The following is a 20906-nucleotide window of genomic DNA, read 5'->3' as shown; positions in this document are numbered from 1 at the left end:
AACCCATATACAAACAGGAAAAGACCTGACGAACTTGCCAGGTCTACCTGTTTTCGGTATGTTGATACAGTGAGATTATTTAACCTCTACTTCAGCACCAGCTTCTTCCAAAGATTTTTTCAGTGATTCTGCTTCGTCCTTAGCAACACCTTCTTTTAAAGCTTTAGGTGCGCCGTCTACCAGTTCTTTCGCCTCTTTAAGACCAAGACCAGTAAGTTCTTTTACCAGTTTAACAACTGCTAGTTTAGATGCACCTGCTGACTTAAGAATTACGTCAAAAGAAGTTTTTTCTTCTACAGCAGCTCCACCTTCTGCAGCACCACCAGCAACCATTACTGGAGCAGCAGCAGCTGGCTCGATACCGTATTCGTCCTTAAGGATTGTAGCTAGTTCATTAACTTCTTTCACAGTTAAGTTTACTAACTGCTCAGCGAATGCTTTTAAATCTGCCATTTTTATTGAAATTAAAAGTTACTTATTGATTACGTTTTTAAATTATTCTTTTTCTGATAAGGTTTTCAGTATACCTGCCAACTTGCTTCCACCGCTTTGAAGTGCTGAAACAACATTTTTAGCTGGTGATTGAAGTAAACCGATAACATCTCCAATGAGTTCAAATTTAGACTTAACATTGGTGAGAGCATCTAATTGGTCATCTCCAACATAAATTCCTGCATCGATGTAGGCTCCCTTCAACAATGGAAGCTGATTTCCTTTTTTTCTAAAGTCTTTTATCAGCTTTGCTGGGGCATTTCCTGCTTCTGTAGAAAACACGATACCTGAAAAACCTTTTAACACACCTTCTAAAGATGAAGTATCTGCTTCTAAAGTATCTAATGCTTTCTTGATGAGAGAATTTTTGTAAACCTTGTATTCCAATCCTCTTTCAAAAGCAAGTCTTCTGAACTGGTTTGTGCTAGCTACTGACATAGTAGAAGCATCTGTGATATAGAAATAGTTAGTGTTCGCTAACTTCTCGCTCAGATCCTGTACAATTATTTCTTTTTCTTCCCTGGTCATGTTCTTAGATAGTTGCGTTCTTGTCAACAATTACAGCCGGGCTCATTGTGCTAGACAATGTTATACTTCTAATGTAAGTACCCTTAGCTGAAGATGGTTTCAAACGGTTAAGCGTGGAGATCACTTCAGCAGCATTTGCAGCAAGTTGTTCAGGCGTAAACGATACTTTGCCAACGCTTGTGTGAATAATACCAGTCTTATCAACTTTAAAGTCAATTTTACCGGCTTTCACTTCTTTCACTGCTTTAGCAACATCCTGGGTTACAGTGCCAGACTTAGGGTTAGGCATCAGGTTGCGGGGACCTAAAATTCTACCTAGTCGACCAACTTTAGCCATAACAGCTGGCATTGTAATGATAACATCTACATCAGTCCAACCTTTTTCTATTTTCTGGATGTAGTCATCAAGTCCTACAAAGTCAGCACCTGCATCCTTAGCTTCCTGCTCTTTATCAGGTGTAACCAAGGCAAGTACTTTAACTTCTTTACCAGTACCATGAGGAAGTGTAACAATTCCTCGAACCATTTGATCTGCTTTGCGGGGGTCTACGCCTAAGCGTACATCTATATCAACAGAGGCATCAAATTTTGTAAAAGTGATATCCTTTACAACTGAAGCCGCATCTGTTAAAGAATACTCTTTTGTTAAGTCAGCCTTAGCTAAAGCTGCTTTCCTGTTTTTTGAAATCTTCGCCATTATCCTTTAACTGTTATTATTCGTTCCAAGGAGCCTTACCAGAAACAGTGATACCCATGCTACGAGCTGTACCAGCTACCATTTTCATGGCTGAGTCCAGTTTGAATGCATTTAAATCGGGCATTTTGATTTCTGCAATCTCTCTAACCTGATCCCATGTAACTGAACCTACTTTGTTACGATTAGGCTCTTTTGAACCTACCTTAATTTTAGCAGCATCCATTAACAATATAGGTGCAGGTGGCGTTTTAATAACGAAGTCGAAGGACTTGTCTGCATAAATTGTAATCAATACTGGTAACACTTGTCCTGGCTTATCCTGGGTTCTAGCGTTAAACTGCTTACAGAATTCCATGATGTTAAGACCTTTAGAACCAAGTGCAGGTCCAATCGGTGGCGATGGGTTCGCGGCACCTCCCTTTACCTGAATTTTCAGGTAACCTTTTATTTCCTTTGCCATTATTTAAATTAAACTACGATTCTTTTTCTACTTGCATGTAGTTCAGTTCAACAGGAGTATTACGTCCGAAGATCTTCACCATCACGTTCAGTTTTTTGCGCTCTTCAAACACCTCTTCTACTGTTCCTGAGAAACCACTGAAAGGACCATCCATTACCTTCACTAGTTCACCTACAATAAATGGCGTATCCAGCACTTCTGTTTGTTCTTCTGCCTCGTCAACGGTACCCAAAATCCTGTTTACCTCCGACTGACGCAATGGAACCGGCTTTTTGTTCAAAGCTCCTTCATTTGAACCCAGAAAACCAATAACACCTGGTGTACTTATAATGATGTGTTCTGCCTCTCCATGAGATAAATCTGCATTCACAAGAACATAACCTGGAAAGAAATTCCTTTCTCTTATCCGTTTCTTACCACCACGCATCTCGTATACCTTTTCTGCTGGTATCAGAACTTGTGGCACATACTCTTCCAGGTGTTGCCTGATAATTTCATTCTCCAGGTAAGCCTTCGCTTTCTTCTCCTGGCCACTAACCGCGCGTACTACATACCATTTTAAATCAGCCATAGCTTGTTATTAAAATTGGTTGTAAAACCACTCCAGCGAGCCGTCAAAAACAAAATCTATAGCACCAACTACGAGCGCAAACATCAATGAGCCTATTAAAACAAGTACAGAACTATTCTGCAACTCAGAATAAGAAGGCCAAGAGACTTTATCCCTCATCTCCTCCACTGTTTCGCTTAGGTAGCTTTTAATGTTGCTCATCGCTTTCGATTTACTAAATTTTAAGTTGCACGGGTGGAGAGACTCGAACTCCCAGCCAATGGTTTTGGAGACCACTACTCTACCAATTGAGCTACACCCGTAAAAAAATGCACGCCACTTTTAAAATGGAGTGCAAAGTTATTTATAATATTTAAAAAAACAAACCCGTTCCTAAAAAATATCTCAGGAACGGGTTTTATTTTATTTAAACAAGTACTTCTGTTACCTGACCGGCACCTACAGTTCTACCACCCTCACGGATAGCGAAACGTAAGCCTTTCTCCATGGCTACTTTGTTGATCAACTTCACAGTAATAGTGATGTTGTCACCTGGCATAACCATTTCTACTCCTTCAGGAAGGATAATTTCACCTGTAACGTCTGTTGTTCTGAAGTAGAACTGAGGACGGTATTTGTTAAAGAATGGCGTGTGACGGCCACCTTCTTCTTTGGAAAGTACGTAAACCTCTGCTTTGAACTCTTCGTGTGGCTTAACAGAACCTGGCTTACAGATTACCATACCACGACGGATATCAGATTTCTCAATACCACGAAGTAACAGACCTACGTTGTCACCAGCTTCACCTCTGTCAAGAATCTTACGGAACATCTCAACACCTGTAACAGTTGACTTTAAGTTCTCAGCACCCATACCCAGGATCTCAACTGGCTCACCAGAGTTGATTACGCCACGCTCGATACGGCCTGTAGCAACAGTACCACGACCTGTGATTGAGAACACGTCCTCTACTGGCATCAGGAATGGAAGATCTGTTAAACGAGCAGGAATTGGAATGAAGCTATCAACAGCATCCATCAGCTCTTCGATAGTTTTCACCCATTTCTCATCTCCGTTCAGACCACCAAGAGCAGAACCTTGAATAACCGGAATGTTATCACCATCGAACTCATAGAAAGAAAGCAGTTCTCTGATTTCCATCTCAACAAGCTCAAGAAGCTCTGGATCGTCCACCATGTCCACTTTGTTCATGAACACAACAAGTTGAGGAACACCTACCTGACGAGCAAGAAGGATATGCTCACGAGTTTGTGGCATAGGACCATCTGTAGCCGCAACCACAAGAATAGCACCGTCCATCTGAGCAGCACCTGTAACCATGTTTTTCACGTAGTCAGCGTGACCAGGGCAGTCAACGTGTGCATAGTGACGGTTTACAGTTGCATATTCTACGTGTGAAGTATTGATAGTAATACCTCTTTCTTTTTCTTCAGGAGCGTTATCGATTGAAGAGAAGTCACGTAGAGTAGCCAGACCTTTCTTAGCCAATACTGTAGTAATGGCAGCAGTCAAAGTTGTTTTGCCGTGGTCAACGTGACCAATAGTACCGATATTTACGTGCGGTTTGGAACGGTCAAATGTTTCTTTAGCCATTGTATGATTTAAATTAAGGTTAAAACGTTTAAGTGTTTTGTGTTTTAAATGTACACGTAACGGACTTTGAGCCAACGATGGGAATTGAACCCACGACCCCTTCCTTACCAAGGAAGTACTCTACCCCTGAGCTACGTCGGCCTTCAACTCCTGCAGAAATACAAATCGAACCTATAGTAAAAAGGAAATCCATTTACATGAAATTCCTTTTTCGTTGATTTCCATAAATCCAACCGGTCATTCTTTCCTGAGTTGAGCGGGAGACGAGGTTCGAACTCGCGACCTATAGCTTGGAAGGCTATCGCTCTACCAACTGAGCTACTCCCGCTTCAAAACCAAACAAGCCATTACCTGACTTTCAAAATGTGGGGAGAGAAGGATTCGAACCTTCGAAAGCTCGCGCTAACGGAGTTACAGTCCGTCCCATTTGGCCACTCTGGAATCTCCCCAATTGCTAATTCAATACAAAATTTAGCAGAACATCTCCTTAGTTTTCCCAGCTTCATTCCCGCTGTTCGTTCTAAGGAGATGCAAAATTAACTACTTTTATTTTAGAGTCAACTATTCGGGTAAAAAAAACTTATTTTTTTTTCAACCTGCCCATTACCTGCTGTACAAATTTAGCAGCCTCTCATCTTTTTCGTTCTGTTTTATTTTTTCCTGTAGCTCCTTTACCTCCTGACGGTCAGACATTACGCCCAAAGCCTGATAAGCACCTAACCGTATATAGTACAAATTATGGTTCATGGCTAAATCGCCTAATAAATTTATTGCTTCAGGTGTATTTGCCTGCTCGTTTCCTGCTAAAAAGGCTCCATAACTCTGCAACAAGTAGTACAGACCGCTTCCCCGGGCCTGTTTTACCTGCCTCACAAACCAATCATTTTTCTCCATCCCTCCCTGCACCGCATAATAGGCTGCCAACGAAAGCACCACATCTTCATTCTTTTCTTTGTCGAAGTGTGCCAGTTTTATTTTTGTATCGGCAGCTCCTGTGCCGGCATAGCCTAAAATACCGGCAGCTGTTACCTGGTATGAGCTATCTTGCATGGCTTGTTCATATAGCGGCACCAGATCTTTGCCTCCCCAGGCTGCAAGCGCCAATATAGCATCGGCGCGAACCGAACTCTTTTTATCGGAAGTGGCTAGCTGCTTAATTTCATTTGCGTATGCTGCGGCTTCCTCTGCCTCTAAACTTACCAATGCATTAACAGCTAAACTTCTGATGTACCAAAAATCGTCTTTTAAAGCTGCCTGCATCACATTCCGAACATCCGGACTCTGTAGCTTATCTTCCAGCTTTGTCAGCGCCTCGTACCTGGCGCCCATTTCCGGCACGTTACTGTATTGATAGATTAGCTCCTCATCTGATTTTGCATGGTCTATTGTTCCAAGTAGTTGCTGCTCACTATCGAACACCACTGCCTGTGGCTGGGCCGCCACCGGGAACTGAAATGTCTGGATGGCTTTACTAATTTCAATAGGATAATCGGTGCGCTTGCCGTTAAGCCATACGCCAACCTTAAGCGGCAACCGGTAAACAGGTGCATATACGGTATCCTGCTGCTGCTCCACCTGCAGCGATAGCTGCCCGTTTTCATAGGTATGGGTTACTCTTAACTCGGGGTGGCCAGCGTTCATAAACCACTGGTCAAAAAACCACATCATATCTTCACCTGTCACGTCTTCGAAAGCCATGCGTAGTTCAGCTATCTCCACATCCGAAAACTTATGCTTGGTAAGATAATGGTTAAGTGAGGTAAAAAAGGCATCATCGCCTACGTACTTCCGCAGCATGTGCAGCACGCGGCCGCCTTTGGCATACGAGTGGCTGTCGAACATTTCTTCGCGGTTGCCATAGCGGTACCTGATCATAGGCTCACGTTTTGTCTCTGCCTCTGCTAAGTACTGGCTCAGTTCCTCCATCTGCAGATAAGCGGCTTCATCGGCTCCATATTTATGCTCCGACCACAGAAACTCTGAATAATTTGCGAAAGATTCGTTTAGTGGCAGGTTCGCCCAAGATTCGGTGGTAACGTAATCGCCGAACCATTGGTGAAAAAGTTCATGGGCTATAATGCCGTCCCAATTCTTATCTATCAGTTCCCGCTCCGTAAGTTGCAGATCTTCCATAAACACCGATGCCGTAGTGTTCTCCATGGCGCCTGATACAAAGTCCCGCACCACCACCTGCGCATACTTGGCCCACGGAAAATCAACTCCCAGCTTTTTCGAGAAGAACTCCATCATTTCTGGGGTATGCCCAAATATCTTTTTTGCAGTTGGAGCATAGGCAGGCTCTACATAATAGTTAACTTCTTTGTCGCGCCATTTGTCTTTTACAACTGCAAACTCGCCTATAGCTACCATGGCCAGGTAAGGCGCGTGCGGCTGCTCCATTTTCCAGTAGTCGGTTTTGGTACCATCGGGGTTTTGGCGGGAGTACACAAAGGTACCGTTCGAGAGTGTGGTAAAATTTTTCTCTACGGTCAGGTACACATCCTGTGTCATGCGTTCGTTTGGCGAATCGATAGTTGGGAACCAGGCAGAGCTGGCCTCCGTTTCGCCCTGGGTCCAGATCTGGCGCGGCTTGTCTGGTTCGGTGCCAAGCGGGTTTATGAAATAGAGCCCTTTATCGTCGGTAATGGCATCGCTCCCACCAGCGGCCAGTTCATTAGGCTTGGCCGTATAATTAATTTCAATTACATATTTTTCGTCGCGGGTAAAGGTGCGGCCCAGCTCAACAGTAAGCTTCATGCCATCGTAAGCATACTTCAGCGGCGTGCCGTCAAAACCTTTCATCAGGTGGATGCTATGAATATCGAAGCCCTTGGCATCGAGCACTAACTGCTGCTGTGGATAGAAATATGGTTTCAGGGTAAGTTCGGCCAAACCCAGCACGTGCTGCTTCTCCCAGTCGAAGCGCAGGCGCAACTTGGTGTGCAGCAGGTCGTGGTGCCTGGTACGCGATGGGTTAAAGCTGTGCTTTTTGGGGGCCCACACAGGAACAGATGCTGTGTCTGGAGCCGTATCGGTTATCACTAAGCTGCTTTCAGAGGTGTTTACTGCACTTTTAGAGCTACTGCATCCAGCCGAAACAGCGACCATTGCGGCCAGGCCAACAGTGCTCAAAAATCTATGATTCATAGTGGATTGATTTAATTTTGGGTTCAATTTCTGAAAATACTCTGATAATTCAATTATCTTTAAGCTCCGAAACCAGATTTACACGATGCTCCAGGTAAAAACCGCTAACGACAAAACATGGCAGGTTACGATACAGAAAGATGCGGTACTTCTTAACGGATTACCTTTCAACTGGGACATCTCCCCTATCGGACCCAATACTTTTCATATCTTAAAAGACAACAGGTCCTATACTGCCGAACTCGTAGAGGCAGACTATCAGGCCAAAACCTTTACGCTAAAGATAAACGGCATGGTGCAAACGGTTAGTGTAAAAGACCAGTTCGACCTCCTGCTCGACAAGCTCGGCATGGCGAACGCCAACATGCAGAAAATTAACGATGTGAAAGCGCCCATGCCTGGCCTGATTCTTGAAATTAAGGTGCAGCCAGGGCAGGAGGTGAAAAAGGGAGAGGCGATTATGATTCTGGAAGCCATGAAAATGGAAAACATTCTGAAGTCGCCAGGCGATGGGGTGGTAAAGGAAATTAAAGTGGCCGTGCGCCAGAACGTGGAGAAAAATCAGGTGCTGATTTTATTTTAGTTTTTTGATGTTGCCAGCCGGGCAGCAGAAAGCCCGTCCACAGCTCGATCTTTTGGAAATCATACATACAACTTATAATCGTGAAGTATAAACGGATATTGCTAAAGCTTAGCGGTGAGGCGCTGATGGGTGAACAACAGTACGGCATAGATTCTAACAGATTAATGCAGTATGCCCAGGAAATAAAAGAAGTTTCGGCGCTTGGAGTACAAGTGGCGGTCGTTATAGGAGGTGGCAACATATTCAGGGGGGTGCAGGCAGAGCAGGTAGGCCTTGATCGCGTGCAGGGAGACTATATGGGTATGCTCGCCACGGTTATTAATAGCATGGCCTTACAAAGCGCCCTCGAGAAGCTGGGTGTGTTCACCCGCTTACTTTCCGGCCTAAGCATACAGCAGGTGTGCGAGCCCTACATCCGGCGAAGAGCGGTACGACACTTAGAGAAAGGACGCGTGGTTATTTTCGGTGCCGGTACAGGTAACCCTTACTTCACAACCGACTCAGCTGCCAGTTTACGAGCTATTGAGGTAGAGGCCGATGTGGTACTGAAAGGTACGCGTGTAGACGGTATTTACTCAGCCGACCCTGAAAAAGACCCGAATGCGATTTTTTACTCAAACATTTCTTTTAAAGAAGTGTTCGAAAAAGGACTGAACGTGATGGACATGACAGCTTTTACGCTCTGCAAAGAAAACGACCTGCCCATAATTGTTTTCGACATGAACAAAGGCGGCAACCTGAAGCGCCTGGTGCAGGGAGAGCAAATAGGTACCCTTGTTAGCATGGATGAGGTTTTGTAAAAAAAGCTGCATTACCCTCCGGTAATTTGTTGCCTAAAACAGATCTTGCAAAAAATAGTACTATCGTTTAACACAGACAATTTAGTTTCAGCAGAAGAACTTTAAGATAAAATTGATATGACGGAAGAAATTCAGTTTTACCTCAGCGAAGCAGAGGAATCTATGCAAAAGGCTGTTCAGCATACTGGTGCTGAACTTACCAAAATAAGAGCCGGCAAAGCTTCTCCGGCTATGGTAGAAGATCTTCGGGTAGATTATTATGGCGCTCCTACCCCCGTATCGCAGGTAGCCAATATCTCTACACCAGATGCCCGCACACTTATAATCAAGCCCTGGGAAAAAAGCATGGTGGCTGAAATTGGCAAAGCCATTAAAAACAGCGACCTGAACCTGAACCCCATGCACGATGCCGATAGCATCAGGCTGAGCATACCACCTCTTACAGAGGAAAGACGCCGTGACCTGGTAAAGCAGGTAAAAAACGAGACAGAAGCCGGCAAGATCAGCATCCGTAACATTCGTAAAGATGTGAACGACTCGCTGCGCAAGCTCCAGAAAGAAGGCACTGCCGAAGACGATGTGCGCGACGCAGAAGCCAAAGTGCAAAAACTAACAGACAGCTATATTGTAAAAATTGATGAACTGCTGGTGAAGAAAGAAGCAGAGATTATGACAGTATAAGCTCTTACGCTGTATCAGTAATAACAGAAAAGCCCTTTTAGCTGCGATGCTAAAAGGGCTTTTCTGTTAACCCATCAGGTTCTTTCTGGCTCTTCTTAAATTAACCCGAAGGTTTATTAGCTTTAGCTGCAACTTCTCTAAGGCTGTAATCTCAAAAGTGCCTTTTTTAACGAACACTGTATCGCTTACATCTTTATACCAGATCTGGTAGTTGTTTTTCTCCATCCAGGCTAATATTTCCTGTATAAACGGATTCACATATTTCTTGCCGTGCGTTTCTATGGAGATCACCTTTGGCCTGCTCACCATATGCTTAATAACATACCATTCGCTGCCTTCAATATCAATGCTCAGCAAATCGATGGTGCCGTCGTCTATCTCCGAAAAAACTTTGCAGGTTACTTCCTGTGTGTTGTCTTCGGTTACCACAAATTTGTCGTTTATCAGGGCCGGGCTGCCTTTTAGCTGCGTTACAAAAGAAGACGCATGCGCTTTAGAGAAGTTAACTGTTCCGGTATAATCCCAGACAGCAAAAGGATAAACTGTAATATTATAATCCTTAAAAACCTGTTTAATTTTCTCAACAATACCAAGGTCAGCCTCTACCAACGACGTTCTTACGCCACTTCTGATAAAATCAATCACGTTTGAGACTTCCGGCAAATACACACCAACTTCGCAAACATGCTGGAACGTTAAATTCTTACTTTTAAGCTTGTTAAATATTTCCGTCATACAAAGAGGTTTTTAGACCATGTTCAAATTCTTAGGTAGCGCGGCTAGTTGGCTACCTAAAAATTGCTTTACCGAAACCATTGCCGGTACACAGCAAACCATAAACACAGCCTTAAGCAGAATCAACAGCTGGCGCATGTTTGTTGCTACCTTACATTTTAGTTTTGTTTAAATATACTACTTCCAAAGCTAACATGTGTTAAATTTTGCTGCTGCCCCAAAAGCTTTCTAACTGAAGATGGACGGCAGGAGCAGCAGCTTTATGAATAACTAGAAGCAGTACCTCCTTCAGGCTGCTTAATTAGACGAAGGGCTCAGGCCCATGTCGTTCAGTAACTCCTCAGGGTTTTCTTCTACCATTTGTTTTAGTTCATCTTCTAAAGGAGTATTCTCGAGCAGGGCAAAATAGGTAGGCGTGTTATTGGTGTCGTTGGCGAAGACGAGGTTAGCGTTTACCACTTTCCAGCCTGCTTGTGAGAGCTCATTCAGACTTGTTTCGAAAGTCTCTGCAGCTGTTACTTTTACTACTTTATAGGTTTTCATGGTGTTCTTCTGTTTGGGTGTTAGTTAAATTAACATACTGATTTAGTTTGACATACTAAAACCATTACCCTTAAACGGACTTTTGGCCAATACGGCTTACCGCCCTTAAAATTTGGCACATTAACTATGACCTCCTGTAGCACCCTTTATCATATGTATCTCCTGTAAACAGCAATTATTCTAATGAAAATGGCCTTCCAAAGGATTTCAGGCTTATTCAGTTCAAGGGTTGGGCTACTCCGTTTTTGTTTTCTCCTTTATCCAATTTAGTTAAGTTTAGTTTAACCTTACCCATATAAGAGTTCGCTTTGGCCAACGAGCAATTATTTAAATGAAAATAGCCTTCAGAAGGAGTTTTGCCCTAAAGTAGCTCAAGGGTTAGCGGGCTTAATGAAACGCCCCGGAAACCAGAAGCCCCGGCAGCTTAAATCAAGCAGTCGGGGCTTCTGGTTTTTTTGTAGGGCTATAGGTAAAGCTTGTGCACTTTAATATAAGCAGCTACCTCATCGGGTAGCATATACCTGACCGATTTGCCTTGCCTGATACAGTCTCTGATAAAGGTAGCCGATATGTCGAGCACAGGGGCTTTCACAAAGGTAACATTAGGCAGTCTGGTGGTAAGATCGGTGGTGGCGGAGCCTGAACGCGGGTACACATACACCCGGTGGTAGTTCAGAATGCTCTCGTAGTTTTTCCACTTCGGAAAACCCGCTAAATTGTCCTCCCCCATGATCAATACAAACTCATAGCTTGGGTACTTCTCCTGCAGGTAGGTCAGGGTATCGATGGTGTAGCTCGGCTTAGGCATCTGAAACTCTATGTTAGACACACCCAGGTCAGGATTATCGCCGATGGCCAGCGACACCATGTGCAGCCGGTCGAACTCGTGCAGCAGCGTGTTGCTTTGCTTAAACGGATTCTGCGGCGATACTACAAACCAAACTGTGTTGAGGTCGGTGTTCGTAGCCATGTAGTTTGCCAGCAGCAGGTGCCCGACGTGGATCGGGTTAAAAGAGCCGAAAAGGAGCCCTACCTTCATGCTACGCCTGCTCCGGGTTCAGGAAATCGCCTACCAGTTTCTCTGCTTTGGCAAAGGCTTCTTCCAGGTTATCGTTCACAATTACCTGGTCGAACTTGTTTTCGAACCGAAGCTCAAACTCTGCCTTAAACACCCTGCTCGATATACTGGACGTAGAGTCGGTGTTGCGGGCGGTCAGGCGTTTGGCCAGTTCATCTATTGAGGGTGGCTTTACGAAAATAGCCAGTGCTTTGTCTTTGTAAAATTCCTTTATACTCAGTCCTCCTTTAACATCAACATCCAGTATAGGATATTTACCTGTTGCCCAAATACGCTCTATTTCAGATTTCAGAGTGCCGTAAAAAGCGCCTTCATACACTTCTTCCCACTCCACAAACTCATCGTTCTCTATTCTTTTCTTAAAGTCTTCCGGGGTGATAAAATAATAGTCTTTCCCGTTTTCTTCGGTTCTTCCGCGCTTATCGCGGGTGCAGGCCGAGATGGAGAAGTCTAATGTAGGGTTCACCTGTAGCAGGTGTTTAACGATTGTAGTTTTGCCGGCACCGGATGGAGCCGAGAATATGATGATTTTTCCTTGCATCAGGGGTGTTATACGGTTTCTTGGATTCTAGCCTTTATAGATGTAGCGAGTCGATCGGGAACAATAACACGCTTTAAATGGCCACTGATTATGCTTTTCAGAAGCTTTTGCTTTTGATGGCTTTCGAAGCAGGACACGCACTCCTCAATATGAGAATTAAAAAAATGCTGCTCATCAGTACTGGCTTCTCCATCTATTACCAGGTCTAAGATATTAGCTACCTTCTCACACTCTGTCTCCCTGCCTTCCGCAGACGTTCTCTGATACGCTTCTGTAAATTCTGTTTCCATCTTAACTTCAAACTCTTAATACTTTTTGTGATTAACTGTTATATCCCATGCTTTTTGCATACTCTTCCAACTTCTCTTTCAGGGAGTTTCTGGCGCGGTGCAGCCTCGATCGGACCGTTCCTATCGGTATGTCTAAAATCTTGGCCATTTCCTCGTAAGTAAATCCTTCCAGGTCGCACAAGATTATGACAGTTCTGAAATCGACAGGCAATGCATTCAAGGCGCTTGCCACTTCGTCTCCAATCAGGTCCTGCACGCTTTCGGTGCGCATATCGGTGGTGGTGGCAACGCCTCCCTCTCCCTCTACGTCGTCGGTGTTGTAATACCCTTCTACCTCGCTATAGTCTACTTTAGCGGGTTGTTTGCTTTTTTTCCTGAACTCGTTTATGAAGGAGTTCTTCAGGATTCGGAACAGCCATGCTTTTGCATTAGTTCCTTGTTCGAAGTAATCAAAAAAGCGATATGCCTTAAGATATGTTTCCTGTACCAGATCGTTGGCATCATCTTCATCTAAGGTCAGTCTGTAGGCAAAGTTGTACAGAGGGGCCAGTACAGGAAGTAGCTCGGCCTCAAACCGTGCATCTTTTTCCTCTTTACTAAGTTGTTTACCTGTTTGCTCGCTCATTTAATTGGAGTTTGTACTTACGAAAGTGAATCAGGCCTGTCTAATGTCACAAAGATAGGCCCCTATCTTTATTTATCCTTAACAAAGGGCAACTATATAGGACTACATACAAAATTGGCGTAAAAAAGTTACCTGTTGTGGCTATAACTCTATACAGGTTTCTCTATATCCTGTTTTGCAGGAGGTCTCCAGTTTAATATACGGCCCAGAGCCATATCCGGACTTACTTCGTTTATGCAGCTGCAGGTTGCGGGTGCTTTCCGGCAGGCGTTGCAGTCTATTGGCTTTACCAGAAAATCGGCATGTTCCCCAATTGGAGCCCAACGCCCAGGGTGTAGGGGCCGCATAGGCACATAAATTCCCAGGGCATTTCCCCCTGCTACTGCCACCAGGTGCAGCGAGCCGGTGCTGGCTGCCACTATACCATCTGCTGCGCTTGTAAAACTTATAAATTCAGCTAACTCGAAACGGCCTGTCATATCTAATACGAACTCTGAGTGCTCTTGCAGCCAATCTCTTATTAAATCGCCCTCTTTGGCAGTTCCGGTTACAAACACCTGGTGGCCCTGCCCGTGCAGCAGGCGGGCCAACGCGCCATAGTGCTGCAAACTCCACTCGCGGGCGCTGCCTCTCGATTTAGGGTGCAGAATAATATTCAACTTTCCTGGCTGCTTCTGATTTAACAGCTCCTGTGCCCAGGCAGGTAAGGGAGCAACTCTGGTAAAGCCTGTATAGCGGTGCATCTCTGCAAAGGCCGGGAAATGGTTTATGCCAATTCCCTGGAGTAGTTGCAGGTTCAACTGGCTTTCGTGTAAGTCGGAGTTTTTACGACTCAGGGCTACTAATTTATTGCAGGTGCGCCAATGAAACCACCTGTTGCGGGTACCTACACGCAGCGGAATTCTGGCTTTGTATGCCAGCCTGGCAATAGCTTTGTGTGGCAGCACATGCAGTATAATATCAACAGACTGCGCCTTCAGGAAATTTACCTGCTCCTGGTATGGCAGGGCAAGCAGTGTATCGGCATTTATAAAACTATCTACATGTTCGCAGCAGGCAACTACAGGAGCCGTGTAGGTTGAGCCCAGAAAAATAATACGGCAGCCCGGGAGCACATGCTTCAGCCAACCGCACATAGGTAACGTGAGCACCACATCACCAATTGCATCTGGCCTGCTTATAAGAATTGTCTTCATCAGGCTCTGTTCTTGTTAAAAAGATAAAGCTTTGCGTACTTCACAAACACCGCATAAGACGAGATAACAGCTATACAGAATCCGGCAAAACCATCCAGGAAACCCAACTGAATAAAATACATCTTTATAAATTTAAAGGGAGGCTTCAGGAGCAAAGCCATAACTGAAGTACTTTTATTTCTGCTCCTCATTTCCTGATAGGCTATTTCCGTAAAAAAGTTAACCTGATCCAGATGTTGCTTTATACTGAAATAAGAGTAGTGCAGCAAATCGCCTTTTAAAACTCCTAAGGTAGCCTCTCCGGTTAAAATTATCCGGTCGTGTGGGTTTTGGCCGCCCCAATGCGCTTTTCGTTTATCAAAGAGTCTTACTTTCCAGTCGGGGTACCAGCCGCCGTGTTTTATCCAGCTGCCGCAGTAGTTGGTAAGGCGTGCCAGTTTGTAGGCATCTGCAGTCCAGTTGGCTTTGGCTGCTGCCACTGCCTGGCGCAGTTCAGGAGTCAGCGCTTCATCGGCATCAAGCGAGAGCACATAATCGTGGCTAGCCAGGTTCAAAGCGTAATTCTTCTGTTCTATGTGGCCTTTAAAAGGGTTAGCAGAAAAAGTAACACCATGCGCCTCGCAAATCTCTTTTGTTCTGTCTGTAGAAAAAGAATCGACCACCACAATCTCATCTGCTATACCTGCCACCGATTCAAGACAACGCCCGATGCTCTCTTCTTCGTTATAAGTTATAATGACTACTGATAGCTTTCTATTCATGCTGATAACAGGCTTTTTTACCATAATCTGACAGTACATTACGAAGGTGTTAGATGGCCCGCTAAAACATAAAACGGCCACACCAGACCTGCAGGTAAAGCAACCTAAGATGATGGTTTTAGAGCAAAGGAACAAATTCTGCCCGTTTCTACCAATTGTTAAGAGCTGTATCCTAACCTGTAAGAGAGTTATAATTACCTTATTTCGAACGGCAGGGATATAAACAAAAAAGTCCCTCCGTTTCCAGAGAGACTTTTTTTATTTTTGAAAATGAATCTACTTAAATAAATTAATCTTCAACTTTTAGCCGTTCTTTTATACGGAGCCACAATAGCCAAGGTTACACTGGTTCAGAAAAAAAATAAAAAATTTCATCTGTATCCGGATGTTACCGAATATGGCACCTTGCATTTCAAATTATGCTAATAAAAACTGCCTCCAAAAGGATTTTAGCTAAAAGTTCACCAAGGGTCTACCTAGAAACAGCCTACGTTCATGCATGAAGAGCTACTACCGTTTGCAAAGGCTTAAAGCGCCCAGAAGCTGTGGTAAAGCCGCTATAAGCAAGAAAAAGATACCAGAAAAAGTTTAGTTTAATCCTTAACTCTTAGTACCCACAGGGTTCTCCACTCATTAGCCAGTATTCGGTTTCTGTACCCTTTGCTATGCTTCTTTTCTGTTACTGTCAGCTTTTATAAATTGCAAGAGTATATAGACTGCGTCATAACTTATCAGAAATTGAAATTGTATCTCTCCTAAAAACAGGACATAAGTATCACGACACAAAACTTTTCCTCTTTTGTATTTTCGTAAAACTATTTCCAGGAAGTACTGTCGCTGTCTATATAAGTAGATTAACATATATGCTAAACATTATCCTGAAAACTCGTACTTTAGATAAATCACATTTTAATTCTACAGAATGCAAAACCAATGCTATACAGGGCATTACCTCAATTGGCTCCTCAGCCTGCTGCTGGTGCTTGGTTACCCCGTAGTAGTAGATGCGCAACAGTACAACTTCCGGAGCTGGACGCAGGAACAAGGCCTGCCGCAATCGCAGGTAAACGCTTTGCTGCAGGACCACAAAGGCCAGCTTTGGCTAGGCACCCACAGTGGCCTGAGCCGCTTTAATGGCACCGCCTTTACGACCTTTACCCGTCGGCAGGGCCTTAACAGCAACCACATTACCGCCTTGTTGCAAGATAAGCGTAACCGCATCTGGATTGGTACTGCCAGGCGTGGCATTATGGTGTATAACGGCCAGAAAATTAGTTTGCGCCAGCTGCCCGATGTACCCGGAGCTAACAGAATTAATAGTTTGGCAGAAGATACGGCAGGTCGTATATGGGCAGCCACAGACGGAGGGCTTTTTGTTACGCAGCAAGATGCTTTTGTAAAGGCAGGCAACTTTCCGGAACTAGCCTACACGGCGGTGCTTTGCACAGCTGCCGGAGAGATTTGGGCAGGCAGCGCAACAGCTGGTCTGTTCTATAGCTCCACCTCTGGCCTACGCTCCTTCCATACACAAAACAGCAGCTTGCCAGCTAACAAAGTCAACTTTATAAGCCAGAACACAGACGGCAGCATCTGGGTAGGTACTAACATGGGAGTAGCTGTTTACGCGCGAGGCAGGCTTTCGGGAGTTACGCTACCGGCCACTGTTACGCAACCCGACATAGTTTGCTTTGCACAAGATGCCGAAGATAATGTATGGCTGGGCCTGAGGCAGGAAGGCGTTTTAAAAGGAAACGGAACGGCATTTGAACACATCACAAAAGAAAACGGCCTAAAAACCAATCACATTACGGCCATTATTTCCGATACAGAAGGCAATATCTGGATCGGGACGGATGGGCAGGGGCTACAGCAATACCGCAACCCCTGGTTTACACATTACTTCGATTTCGGACTGATTGAGGAACTTCGTGTTACAGCACTCTCGCAGGATGCCCAAGGCAGACTCTGGTTCGGCACCGAAGATGGCCATGCCGCTTACATGGAGCAGAACAAGCCGCAATGGCTGCGCAGAGGTCTCTGGCCCACCGGCACCACCATTTACGACATCTGGGTAGCCAGCGACCAGGAGACCTGGGTCTGCACCAGCCACGGCATCTGGAAAATATCGCCTACAACCGCCACACACTACACTACCGACCATGGCTTGCCGGCCAACGAGGTATACAGCTGCTTACCAGACCAACAGGGTACCTTCTGGTTTGCAACCGCCAACGGCATTGCACGGTTCAGCAACGGCAGGTTTACAGCACACCAGGCCCGCATGCTGGGCAAAGTATACTACCTGCACCTCGATAGCAGGCAAACCATGTGGGCTACAACCGAAAATGGCATCTTCAGGCAAAACGGCAGCACGTGGCAGGAAGTGGAGGCGGTAAAGCCATTTAAGTTCAGAGATGTGTATAGCATGGCCGAAGACTCGCTCGGCAACCTGTTTTTCGGGAGTTACGACCAGGGCCTGCTCACGCTCGACCGTACGCTGCAAAACCCACGTGTGTACCACGCTCCCAATGGTGTGGCCGACGAAAGTATTCTGAGCCTGTACGTAGATAAGCAGAACTACCTTTGGGCAGGTACCGGGCGTAGTGTTCTCAAAGCAAACTTAGCTCCCTTTCAGCAGCAGCACGAACTACAGTTTAGAGCCTACACGGCTAACGAAGGCTTCAGGGGCAGAGAGGTAAGCCTGAATGCTATAACCCAGACACCCGATGGAAGAGTATGGTTTGGCACCGCACAAGGCCTTACACAATACGCTCATCACACCTTTAGCCCAAACAATGTGCACCCAAATGCCTTCTTAACCTCTATCGAACTCTTTATGCAGCCCGCCGACTGGCAGGCACTGGGCTTCGATACCGATACCGTAACCGGGCTCCCGGCAGACCTTCGGCTACGGTACGACCAGAACCACATCACCTTTGGTTTTCAGGGCATTTCGTTAACCAACCCGGAGCAGGTGCGCTACCGGTACCGCTTGCTGGGCTACCAGGATGCTTGGTCGGGCGTAACAGCTAACAACTACGCCACCTACGCCAGCCTGAGCCCCGGCGATTATACGTTCCAGGTGCTGGCCCGCAACAACGATGGCTTCTGGACTCCAGAACCCGCTAGCTATACTTTTACTGTTGCCCCACCTGTCTGGAAGCGGGAATGGTTTATTGGGGTGCTGCTGCTGGCAGTGGCAATGGCAATTATTTCACTCATCAGGTTGCGCGAGCGAAGCCTTGTAAAACAGAATTCGCTACTGGAGCAAAGGGTAAAGCACCGCACGCGCTTGCTCGAAGAAAAAAACAGGGAGAAGGAAACACTCCTGAAGGAGATTCACCACCGCGTAAAAAACAACCTGCAGATTGTTATAAGCCTGCTCAACCTGCAAACCCGCCATATACAGGACCCTGAATCGATACAGGTTATGCAGGCACTCCGCAACAGAGTACGCTCCATGGCTATTCTGCACGAGCGCCTCTACCAGCACGAAGACCTGGCAGAAATAGACCTGGCCACCTACTTTTCGGGTATATGCGAGAGCCTTTACTCTTCTTTCGGCACTAATCCGGAACATGTAGCGCTGGAACTGGAAATACCGCATTTAAAAGTTGACATAGATTCAGCCATAACACTAGGGCTTATCGTAAACGAACTAGTTTCCAATACGTTAAAATATGCATTCCCGAACGAGCGTAAAGGGTGGCTGAAAATTCGGTTAACGCAACACACCTCCTCAACGCATAAACTGGTAATTGCAGACAACGGGGTGGGCCTGCCAGCAGACTTTGATCCGAAAAGCGCAACTTCATTTGGCTTGCGCCTGGTAAACTCTCTCATAAAAAAGCTAAACGGAAGGCTGGAGCTACAGAACGAGCAGGGTGCACTATCTACTTTGTATTTTAATATATAACCTTACCTTGAAAATACATGTAAGAACATATTGTTATGACAAAACCTAAAATTCTTATTTCAGAGGATGAGGTCATTATCGCGGAAGACCTGGCGGCTTGTTTAGAAGAGTTAGGTTACGAAACGTGCGCCATAGACTCTGGCGAAGACACAATAGAAATGATCCGGGAGACAAAGCCTGACCTCGTACTGCTGGACATAAACCTGCGCGGTAAAGCCGATGGCATAGACATTGGCCTTCTTATTAAAAATGAATTCAAAATTCCGTTTATATTCCTGACAGCCTATGCCGACAAAGCTACTATAGACAGAGCCAAAAAAACTGAGCCCGACGGCTTTCTGGTAAAGCCCTTCGATATGAAAAGCCTGCGCTCCGCTATCGAAATTGCCTTGTACAAGCACGACCACAAAGCCGAAGAAGCCGAAGAAACACCTGCCCCGGTTAACAATAAAGAGCAGGAGGTTGCTACCGACTACATCTTTGTAAAAGTAAAGCATCGGATTATTAAAGTACTTTACAACGATATTTTGTGGGTTGAGGCCTACGATAACTATTCTTTTATTGTAACTGCCGACCAGAAATACCTGGTAAGTTCTACCCTTAAAGACATGGAGCATAAGCTACCGGCGCAAAACTTTGTGCGCGTGCACCGCTCCTACATCGCCAACCTCGATAAAATTGAGGCCCTGGAAGAAAACTCCGTTGTTTTCGGCAAAGGTGACATTCCGATTGGCAAATCCTACAAAAAAACGCTTATGTCGAGGTTTAACATCATTTAGCCCTTGACCTGTTTTCTGTTTAAAAGCTTCTGAAGGCCTAAATCATTAGCATAATTCCTGATATAAAAAGAGAAACCCGGTGCTGTTGCACCGGGTTTCTCTTTTTATATCAGGAAAAGTCTTACGTCTTATATCCTGCGTCTTGTATCCTTAAAAACTAGTAACGGTAGTACTCAGGCTTAAACGGACCCTGAACTTCTACACCAATGTAAGCTGCTTGCTCTTCAGAAAGTTCGTCTAATTCAACACCAATCTTGGCCAGGTGCAGGCGGGCAACTTTCTCGTCGAGGTGCTTAGGCAGTGTGTATACTTTGTTTTCGTATGCAGCTGTGTTTGTCCAAAGTTCGATCTGTGCCAGTGTCTGGTTCGAGAAAGAGTTAGACATTACAAAAGACGGGTGACCAGTAGCGCAACCCAGGTTCACCAGGCGGCCTTCTGCCAGCACAATTACGTCTTTGCCATCAATGTTGTAGAGGTCTACTTGCGGCTTAACAGTGTCTTTTGTATGACCGTAAGCGCCATTTAACCAAGCCATATCAATTTCATTGTCGAAGTGGCCGATGTTACATACAATGGCTTTGTCTTTGAGGCTGCGGAAGTGCTGCTCACCAATAATACCGTAGTTGCCGGTAGCAGTAACTACAATGTCGGCTTCTTTTATGGCATCTGCCATTTTCTTTACAGCAAAACCATCCATAGCAGCTTGCAAAGCACAAATCGGGTCTATTTCGGTTACAATAACACGGGCACCGGCACCACGAAGCGAAGCAGCAGAACCTTTGCCCACATCGCCGTAACCAGCAACAACAGCTACTTTACCGGCCATCATTACATCAGTAGCACGACGAATCGCATCTACCAACGATTCTTTACAACCGTATTTGTTATC

22 protein-coding genes and 4 tRNA genes are annotated in these 20906 nt (G+C 45.2%); 5 read left to right on the top strand and 21 right to left on the bottom strand.

The features are described 5' to 3' along the window. Positions 1–75 precede the first annotated feature (75 nt). From rplL to FVR03_RS03940, 12 genes are all read right to left on the bottom strand, one after another. Positions 76–453 carry a 50S ribosomal protein L7/L12 gene (gene rplL, locus FVR03_RS03995; RefSeq protein WP_147920478.1) on the bottom strand — a complete coding sequence of 126 codons (378 nt, stop codon included), beginning with the start codon at positions 451–453 and terminating at the stop codon, positions 76–78. 42 nt (positions 454–495) lie between these two features. Beyond that, positions 496–1020, bottom strand: coding sequence for a 50S ribosomal protein L10 (rplJ, locus tag FVR03_RS03990; RefSeq protein WP_147920477.1), 525 nt, complete (start codon positions 1018–1020; stop codon positions 496–498). A 4-nt stretch (positions 1021–1024) separates the two neighbouring features. Next, complete coding sequence (rplA, locus tag FVR03_RS03985; protein ID WP_147920476.1) at positions 1025–1717, bottom strand: 50S ribosomal protein L1; 693 nt, start codon at positions 1715–1717, stop codon at positions 1025–1027. 16 nt (positions 1718–1733) lie between these two features. Further along, positions 1734–2177 carry a 50S ribosomal protein L11 gene (rplK, locus tag FVR03_RS03980; RefSeq protein ID WP_147920475.1) on the bottom strand — a complete coding sequence of 148 codons (444 nt, stop codon included), beginning with the start codon at positions 2175–2177 and terminating at the stop codon, positions 1734–1736. 13 nt (positions 2178–2190) lie between these two features. Next, the gene (gene nusG / locus FVR03_RS03975; protein WP_147920474.1) at positions 2191–2748 is read right to left on the bottom strand and encodes a transcription termination/antitermination protein NusG; all 558 of its coding nucleotides are present in this window, start codon (positions 2746–2748) and stop codon (positions 2191–2193) included. 9 nt (positions 2749–2757) lie between these two features. Further along, complete coding sequence (gene secE / locus FVR03_RS03970; protein ID WP_147920473.1) at positions 2758–2949, bottom strand: preprotein translocase subunit SecE; 192 nt, start codon at positions 2947–2949, stop codon at positions 2758–2760. A 28-nt stretch (positions 2950–2977) separates the two neighbouring features. Then, a tRNA-Trp gene (locus tag FVR03_RS03965) sits at positions 2978–3050 on the bottom strand. Between the two features lie 104 nt (positions 3051–3154). Next, complete coding sequence (gene tuf, locus FVR03_RS03960) at positions 3155–4342, bottom strand: elongation factor Tu (RefSeq protein ID WP_147920472.1); 1188 nt, start codon at positions 4340–4342, stop codon at positions 3155–3157. 69 nt (positions 4343–4411) lie between these two features. Beyond that, positions 4412–4483: transfer RNA gene (locus FVR03_RS03955), tRNA-Thr, on the bottom strand. 114 nt (positions 4484–4597) lie between these two features. Beyond that, a tRNA-Gly gene (locus FVR03_RS03950) sits at positions 4598–4670 on the bottom strand. A gap of 38 nt (positions 4671–4708) precedes the next feature. Continuing rightward, a tRNA-Tyr gene (locus FVR03_RS03945) sits at positions 4709–4791 on the bottom strand. A 154-nt stretch (positions 4792–4945) separates the two neighbouring features. After that, the gene (locus tag FVR03_RS03940) at positions 4946–7489 is read right to left on the bottom strand and encodes a M1 family aminopeptidase (protein WP_147920471.1); all 2544 of its coding nucleotides are present in this window, start codon (positions 7487–7489) and stop codon (positions 4946–4948) included. 85 nt (positions 7490–7574) lie between these two features. Between FVR03_RS03940 and FVR03_RS03935 the strand changes: the two genes are divergently transcribed. From FVR03_RS03935 to frr, 3 genes are all read left to right on the top strand, one after another. Continuing rightward, positions 7575–8072 (top strand): acyl-CoA carboxylase biotin carboxyl carrier protein subunit, encoded by a 498-nt coding sequence (locus FVR03_RS03935; protein ID WP_147920470.1) that lies wholly within the window; start codon positions 7575–7577, stop codon positions 8070–8072. An 80-nt stretch (positions 8073–8152) separates the two neighbouring features. Continuing rightward, positions 8153–8872 carry a UMP kinase gene (pyrH, locus tag FVR03_RS03930; protein ID WP_147920469.1) on the top strand — a complete coding sequence of 240 codons (720 nt, stop codon included), beginning with the start codon at positions 8153–8155 and terminating at the stop codon, positions 8870–8872. 117 nt (positions 8873–8989) lie between these two features. Further along, positions 8990–9553, top strand: a complete 564-nt coding sequence (frr, locus tag FVR03_RS03925) for a ribosome recycling factor (RefSeq protein ID WP_147920468.1) — start codon at positions 8990–8992, stop codon at positions 9551–9553. A 66-nt stretch (positions 9554–9619) separates the two neighbouring features. Here frr and FVR03_RS03920 read toward each other — a convergent pair whose 3' ends face one another. The 8 genes from FVR03_RS03920 to FVR03_RS03885 all read right to left on the bottom strand — a co-directional run bounded on the left by FVR03_RS03920 (position 9620) and on the right by FVR03_RS03885 (position 15322). Further along, positions 9620–10288, bottom strand: a complete 669-nt coding sequence (locus tag FVR03_RS03920) for an FkbM family methyltransferase (protein WP_147920467.1) — start codon at positions 10286–10288, stop codon at positions 9620–9622. Positions 10289–10585: 297 nt separating this feature from the next. Continuing rightward, on the bottom strand, positions 10586–10831 hold the full coding sequence (locus FVR03_RS03915) for a hypothetical protein (RefSeq protein ID WP_147920466.1): 246 nt from the start codon (positions 10829–10831) through the stop codon (positions 10586–10588). Positions 10832–11294: 463 nt separating this feature from the next. Beyond that, entirely contained in the window at positions 11295–11870 is a 576-nt protein-coding gene (gene nadD / locus FVR03_RS03910; RefSeq protein WP_147920465.1) for a nicotinate (nicotinamide) nucleotide adenylyltransferase, read from the bottom strand. 1 nt (position 11871) lies between these two features. Beyond that, positions 11872–12450 (bottom strand): guanylate kinase, encoded by a 579-nt coding sequence (gene gmk / locus FVR03_RS03905; RefSeq protein ID WP_147920464.1) that lies wholly within the window; start codon positions 12448–12450, stop codon positions 11872–11874. Between the two features lie 8 nt (positions 12451–12458). Continuing rightward, complete coding sequence (locus FVR03_RS03900; RefSeq protein WP_147920463.1) at positions 12459–12740, bottom strand: zf-HC2 domain-containing protein; 282 nt, start codon at positions 12738–12740, stop codon at positions 12459–12461. A 31-nt stretch (positions 12741–12771) separates the two neighbouring features. Further along, complete coding sequence (locus tag FVR03_RS03895; protein WP_147920462.1) at positions 12772–13365, bottom strand: sigma-70 family RNA polymerase sigma factor; 594 nt, start codon at positions 13363–13365, stop codon at positions 12772–12774. A 149-nt stretch (positions 13366–13514) separates the two neighbouring features. Beyond that, positions 13515–14561: a glycosyltransferase family 9 protein gene (locus FVR03_RS03890; protein WP_147920461.1), complete on the bottom strand. Its 1047-nt coding sequence runs from the start codon at positions 14559–14561 to the stop codon at positions 13515–13517. Beyond that, complete coding sequence (locus tag FVR03_RS03885; protein ID WP_147920460.1) at positions 14561–15322, bottom strand: glycosyltransferase family 2 protein; 762 nt, start codon at positions 15320–15322, stop codon at positions 14561–14563. Before FVR03_RS03885 ends, FVR03_RS03890 begins: the two co-directional genes overlap by 1 nt. A 922-nt stretch (positions 15323–16244) precedes the next feature. On the opposite strand from FVR03_RS03885, the gene FVR03_RS03880 reads away from it, so the two are divergent. Then, positions 16245–19238 (top strand): ligand-binding sensor domain-containing protein, encoded by a 2994-nt coding sequence (locus tag FVR03_RS03880; protein WP_147920459.1) that lies wholly within the window; start codon positions 16245–16247, stop codon positions 19236–19238. Between the two features lie 35 nt (positions 19239–19273). Continuing rightward, on the top strand, positions 19274–20017 hold the full coding sequence (locus FVR03_RS03875; protein WP_147920458.1) for a LytR/AlgR family response regulator transcription factor: 744 nt from the start codon (positions 19274–19276) through the stop codon (positions 20015–20017). 157 nt (positions 20018–20174) lie between these two features. Here FVR03_RS03875 and FVR03_RS03870 read toward each other — a convergent pair. Continuing rightward, a partial coding sequence (locus FVR03_RS03870; protein ID WP_147920457.1) for an adenosylhomocysteinase occupies positions 20175–20906 on the bottom strand: 732 nt, incomplete at its 5' end.

This window comes from Pontibacter qinzhouensis (genome assembly GCF_008017455.1).
Lineage (GTDB): Bacteria > Bacteroidota > Bacteroidia > Cytophagales > Hymenobacteraceae > Pontibacter > Pontibacter qinzhouensis.
Note: the sequence above shows the minus strand (reverse complement) of the source record. Positions and strands in the feature narration are given on the sequence as shown.

What these genes read in the sequence shown, in the direction of transcription:
- gmk (WP_147920464.1), bottom strand. Translation starts at nt 12,450, where the DNA reads ATGCAAGGAAAAATCATCATATTCTCGGCTCCATCCGGTGCCGGCAAA.
- FVR03_RS03935 (WP_147920470.1), top strand. Translation starts at nt 7,575, where the DNA reads ATGCTCCAGGTAAAAACCGCTAACGACAAAACATGGCAGGTTACGATA.
- FVR03_RS03885 (WP_147920460.1), bottom strand. Translation starts at nt 15,322, where the DNA reads ATGAATAGAAAGCTATCAGTAGTCATTATAACTTATAACGAAGAAGAG.
- FVR03_RS03890 (WP_147920461.1), bottom strand. Translation starts at nt 14,561, where the DNA reads ATGAAGACAATTCTTATAAGCAGGCCAGATGCAATTGGTGATGTGGTG.
- nusG (WP_147920474.1), bottom strand. Translation starts at nt 2,748, where the DNA reads ATGGCTGATTTAAAATGGTATGTAGTACGCGCGGTTAGTGGCCAGGAG.
- tuf (WP_147920472.1), bottom strand. Translation starts at nt 4,342, where the DNA reads ATGGCTAAAGAAACATTTGACCGTTCCAAACCGCACGTAAATATCGGT.
- rplL (WP_147920478.1), bottom strand. Translation starts at nt 453, where the DNA reads ATGGCAGATTTAAAAGCATTCGCTGAGCAGTTAGTAAACTTAACTGTG.
- secE (WP_147920473.1), bottom strand. Translation starts at nt 2,949, where the DNA reads ATGAGCAACATTAAAAGCTACCTAAGCGAAACAGTGGAGGAGATGAGG.
- rplA (WP_147920476.1), bottom strand. Translation starts at nt 1,717, where the DNA reads ATGGCGAAGATTTCAAAAAACAGGAAAGCAGCTTTAGCTAAGGCTGAC.
- FVR03_RS03900 (WP_147920463.1), bottom strand. Translation starts at nt 12,740, where the DNA reads ATGGAAACAGAATTTACAGAAGCGTATCAGAGAACGTCTGCGGAAGGC.
- rplJ (WP_147920477.1), bottom strand. Translation starts at nt 1,020, where the DNA reads ATGACCAGGGAAGAAAAAGAAATAATTGTACAGGATCTGAGCGAGAAG.
- FVR03_RS03940 (WP_147920471.1), bottom strand. Translation starts at nt 7,489, where the DNA reads ATGAATCATAGATTTTTGAGCACTGTTGGCCTGGCCGCAATGGTCGCT.
- frr (WP_147920468.1), top strand. Translation starts at nt 8,990, where the DNA reads ATGACGGAAGAAATTCAGTTTTACCTCAGCGAAGCAGAGGAATCTATG.
- FVR03_RS03875 (WP_147920458.1), top strand. Translation starts at nt 19,274, where the DNA reads ATGACAAAACCTAAAATTCTTATTTCAGAGGATGAGGTCATTATCGCG.
- FVR03_RS03920 (WP_147920467.1), bottom strand. Translation starts at nt 10,288, where the DNA reads ATGACGGAAATATTTAACAAGCTTAAAAGTAAGAATTTAACGTTCCAG.
- nadD (WP_147920465.1), bottom strand. Translation starts at nt 11,870, where the DNA reads ATGAAGGTAGGGCTCCTTTTCGGCTCTTTTAACCCGATCCACGTCGGG.
- FVR03_RS03880 (WP_147920459.1), top strand. Translation starts at nt 16,245, where the DNA reads ATGCAAAACCAATGCTATACAGGGCATTACCTCAATTGGCTCCTCAGC.
- rplK (WP_147920475.1), bottom strand. Translation starts at nt 2,177, where the DNA reads ATGGCAAAGGAAATAAAAGGTTACCTGAAAATTCAGGTAAAGGGAGGT.
- FVR03_RS03895 (WP_147920462.1), bottom strand. Translation starts at nt 13,365, where the DNA reads ATGAGCGAGCAAACAGGTAAACAACTTAGTAAAGAGGAAAAAGATGCA.
- FVR03_RS03915 (WP_147920466.1), bottom strand. Translation starts at nt 10,831, where the DNA reads ATGAAAACCTATAAAGTAGTAAAAGTAACAGCTGCAGAGACTTTCGAA.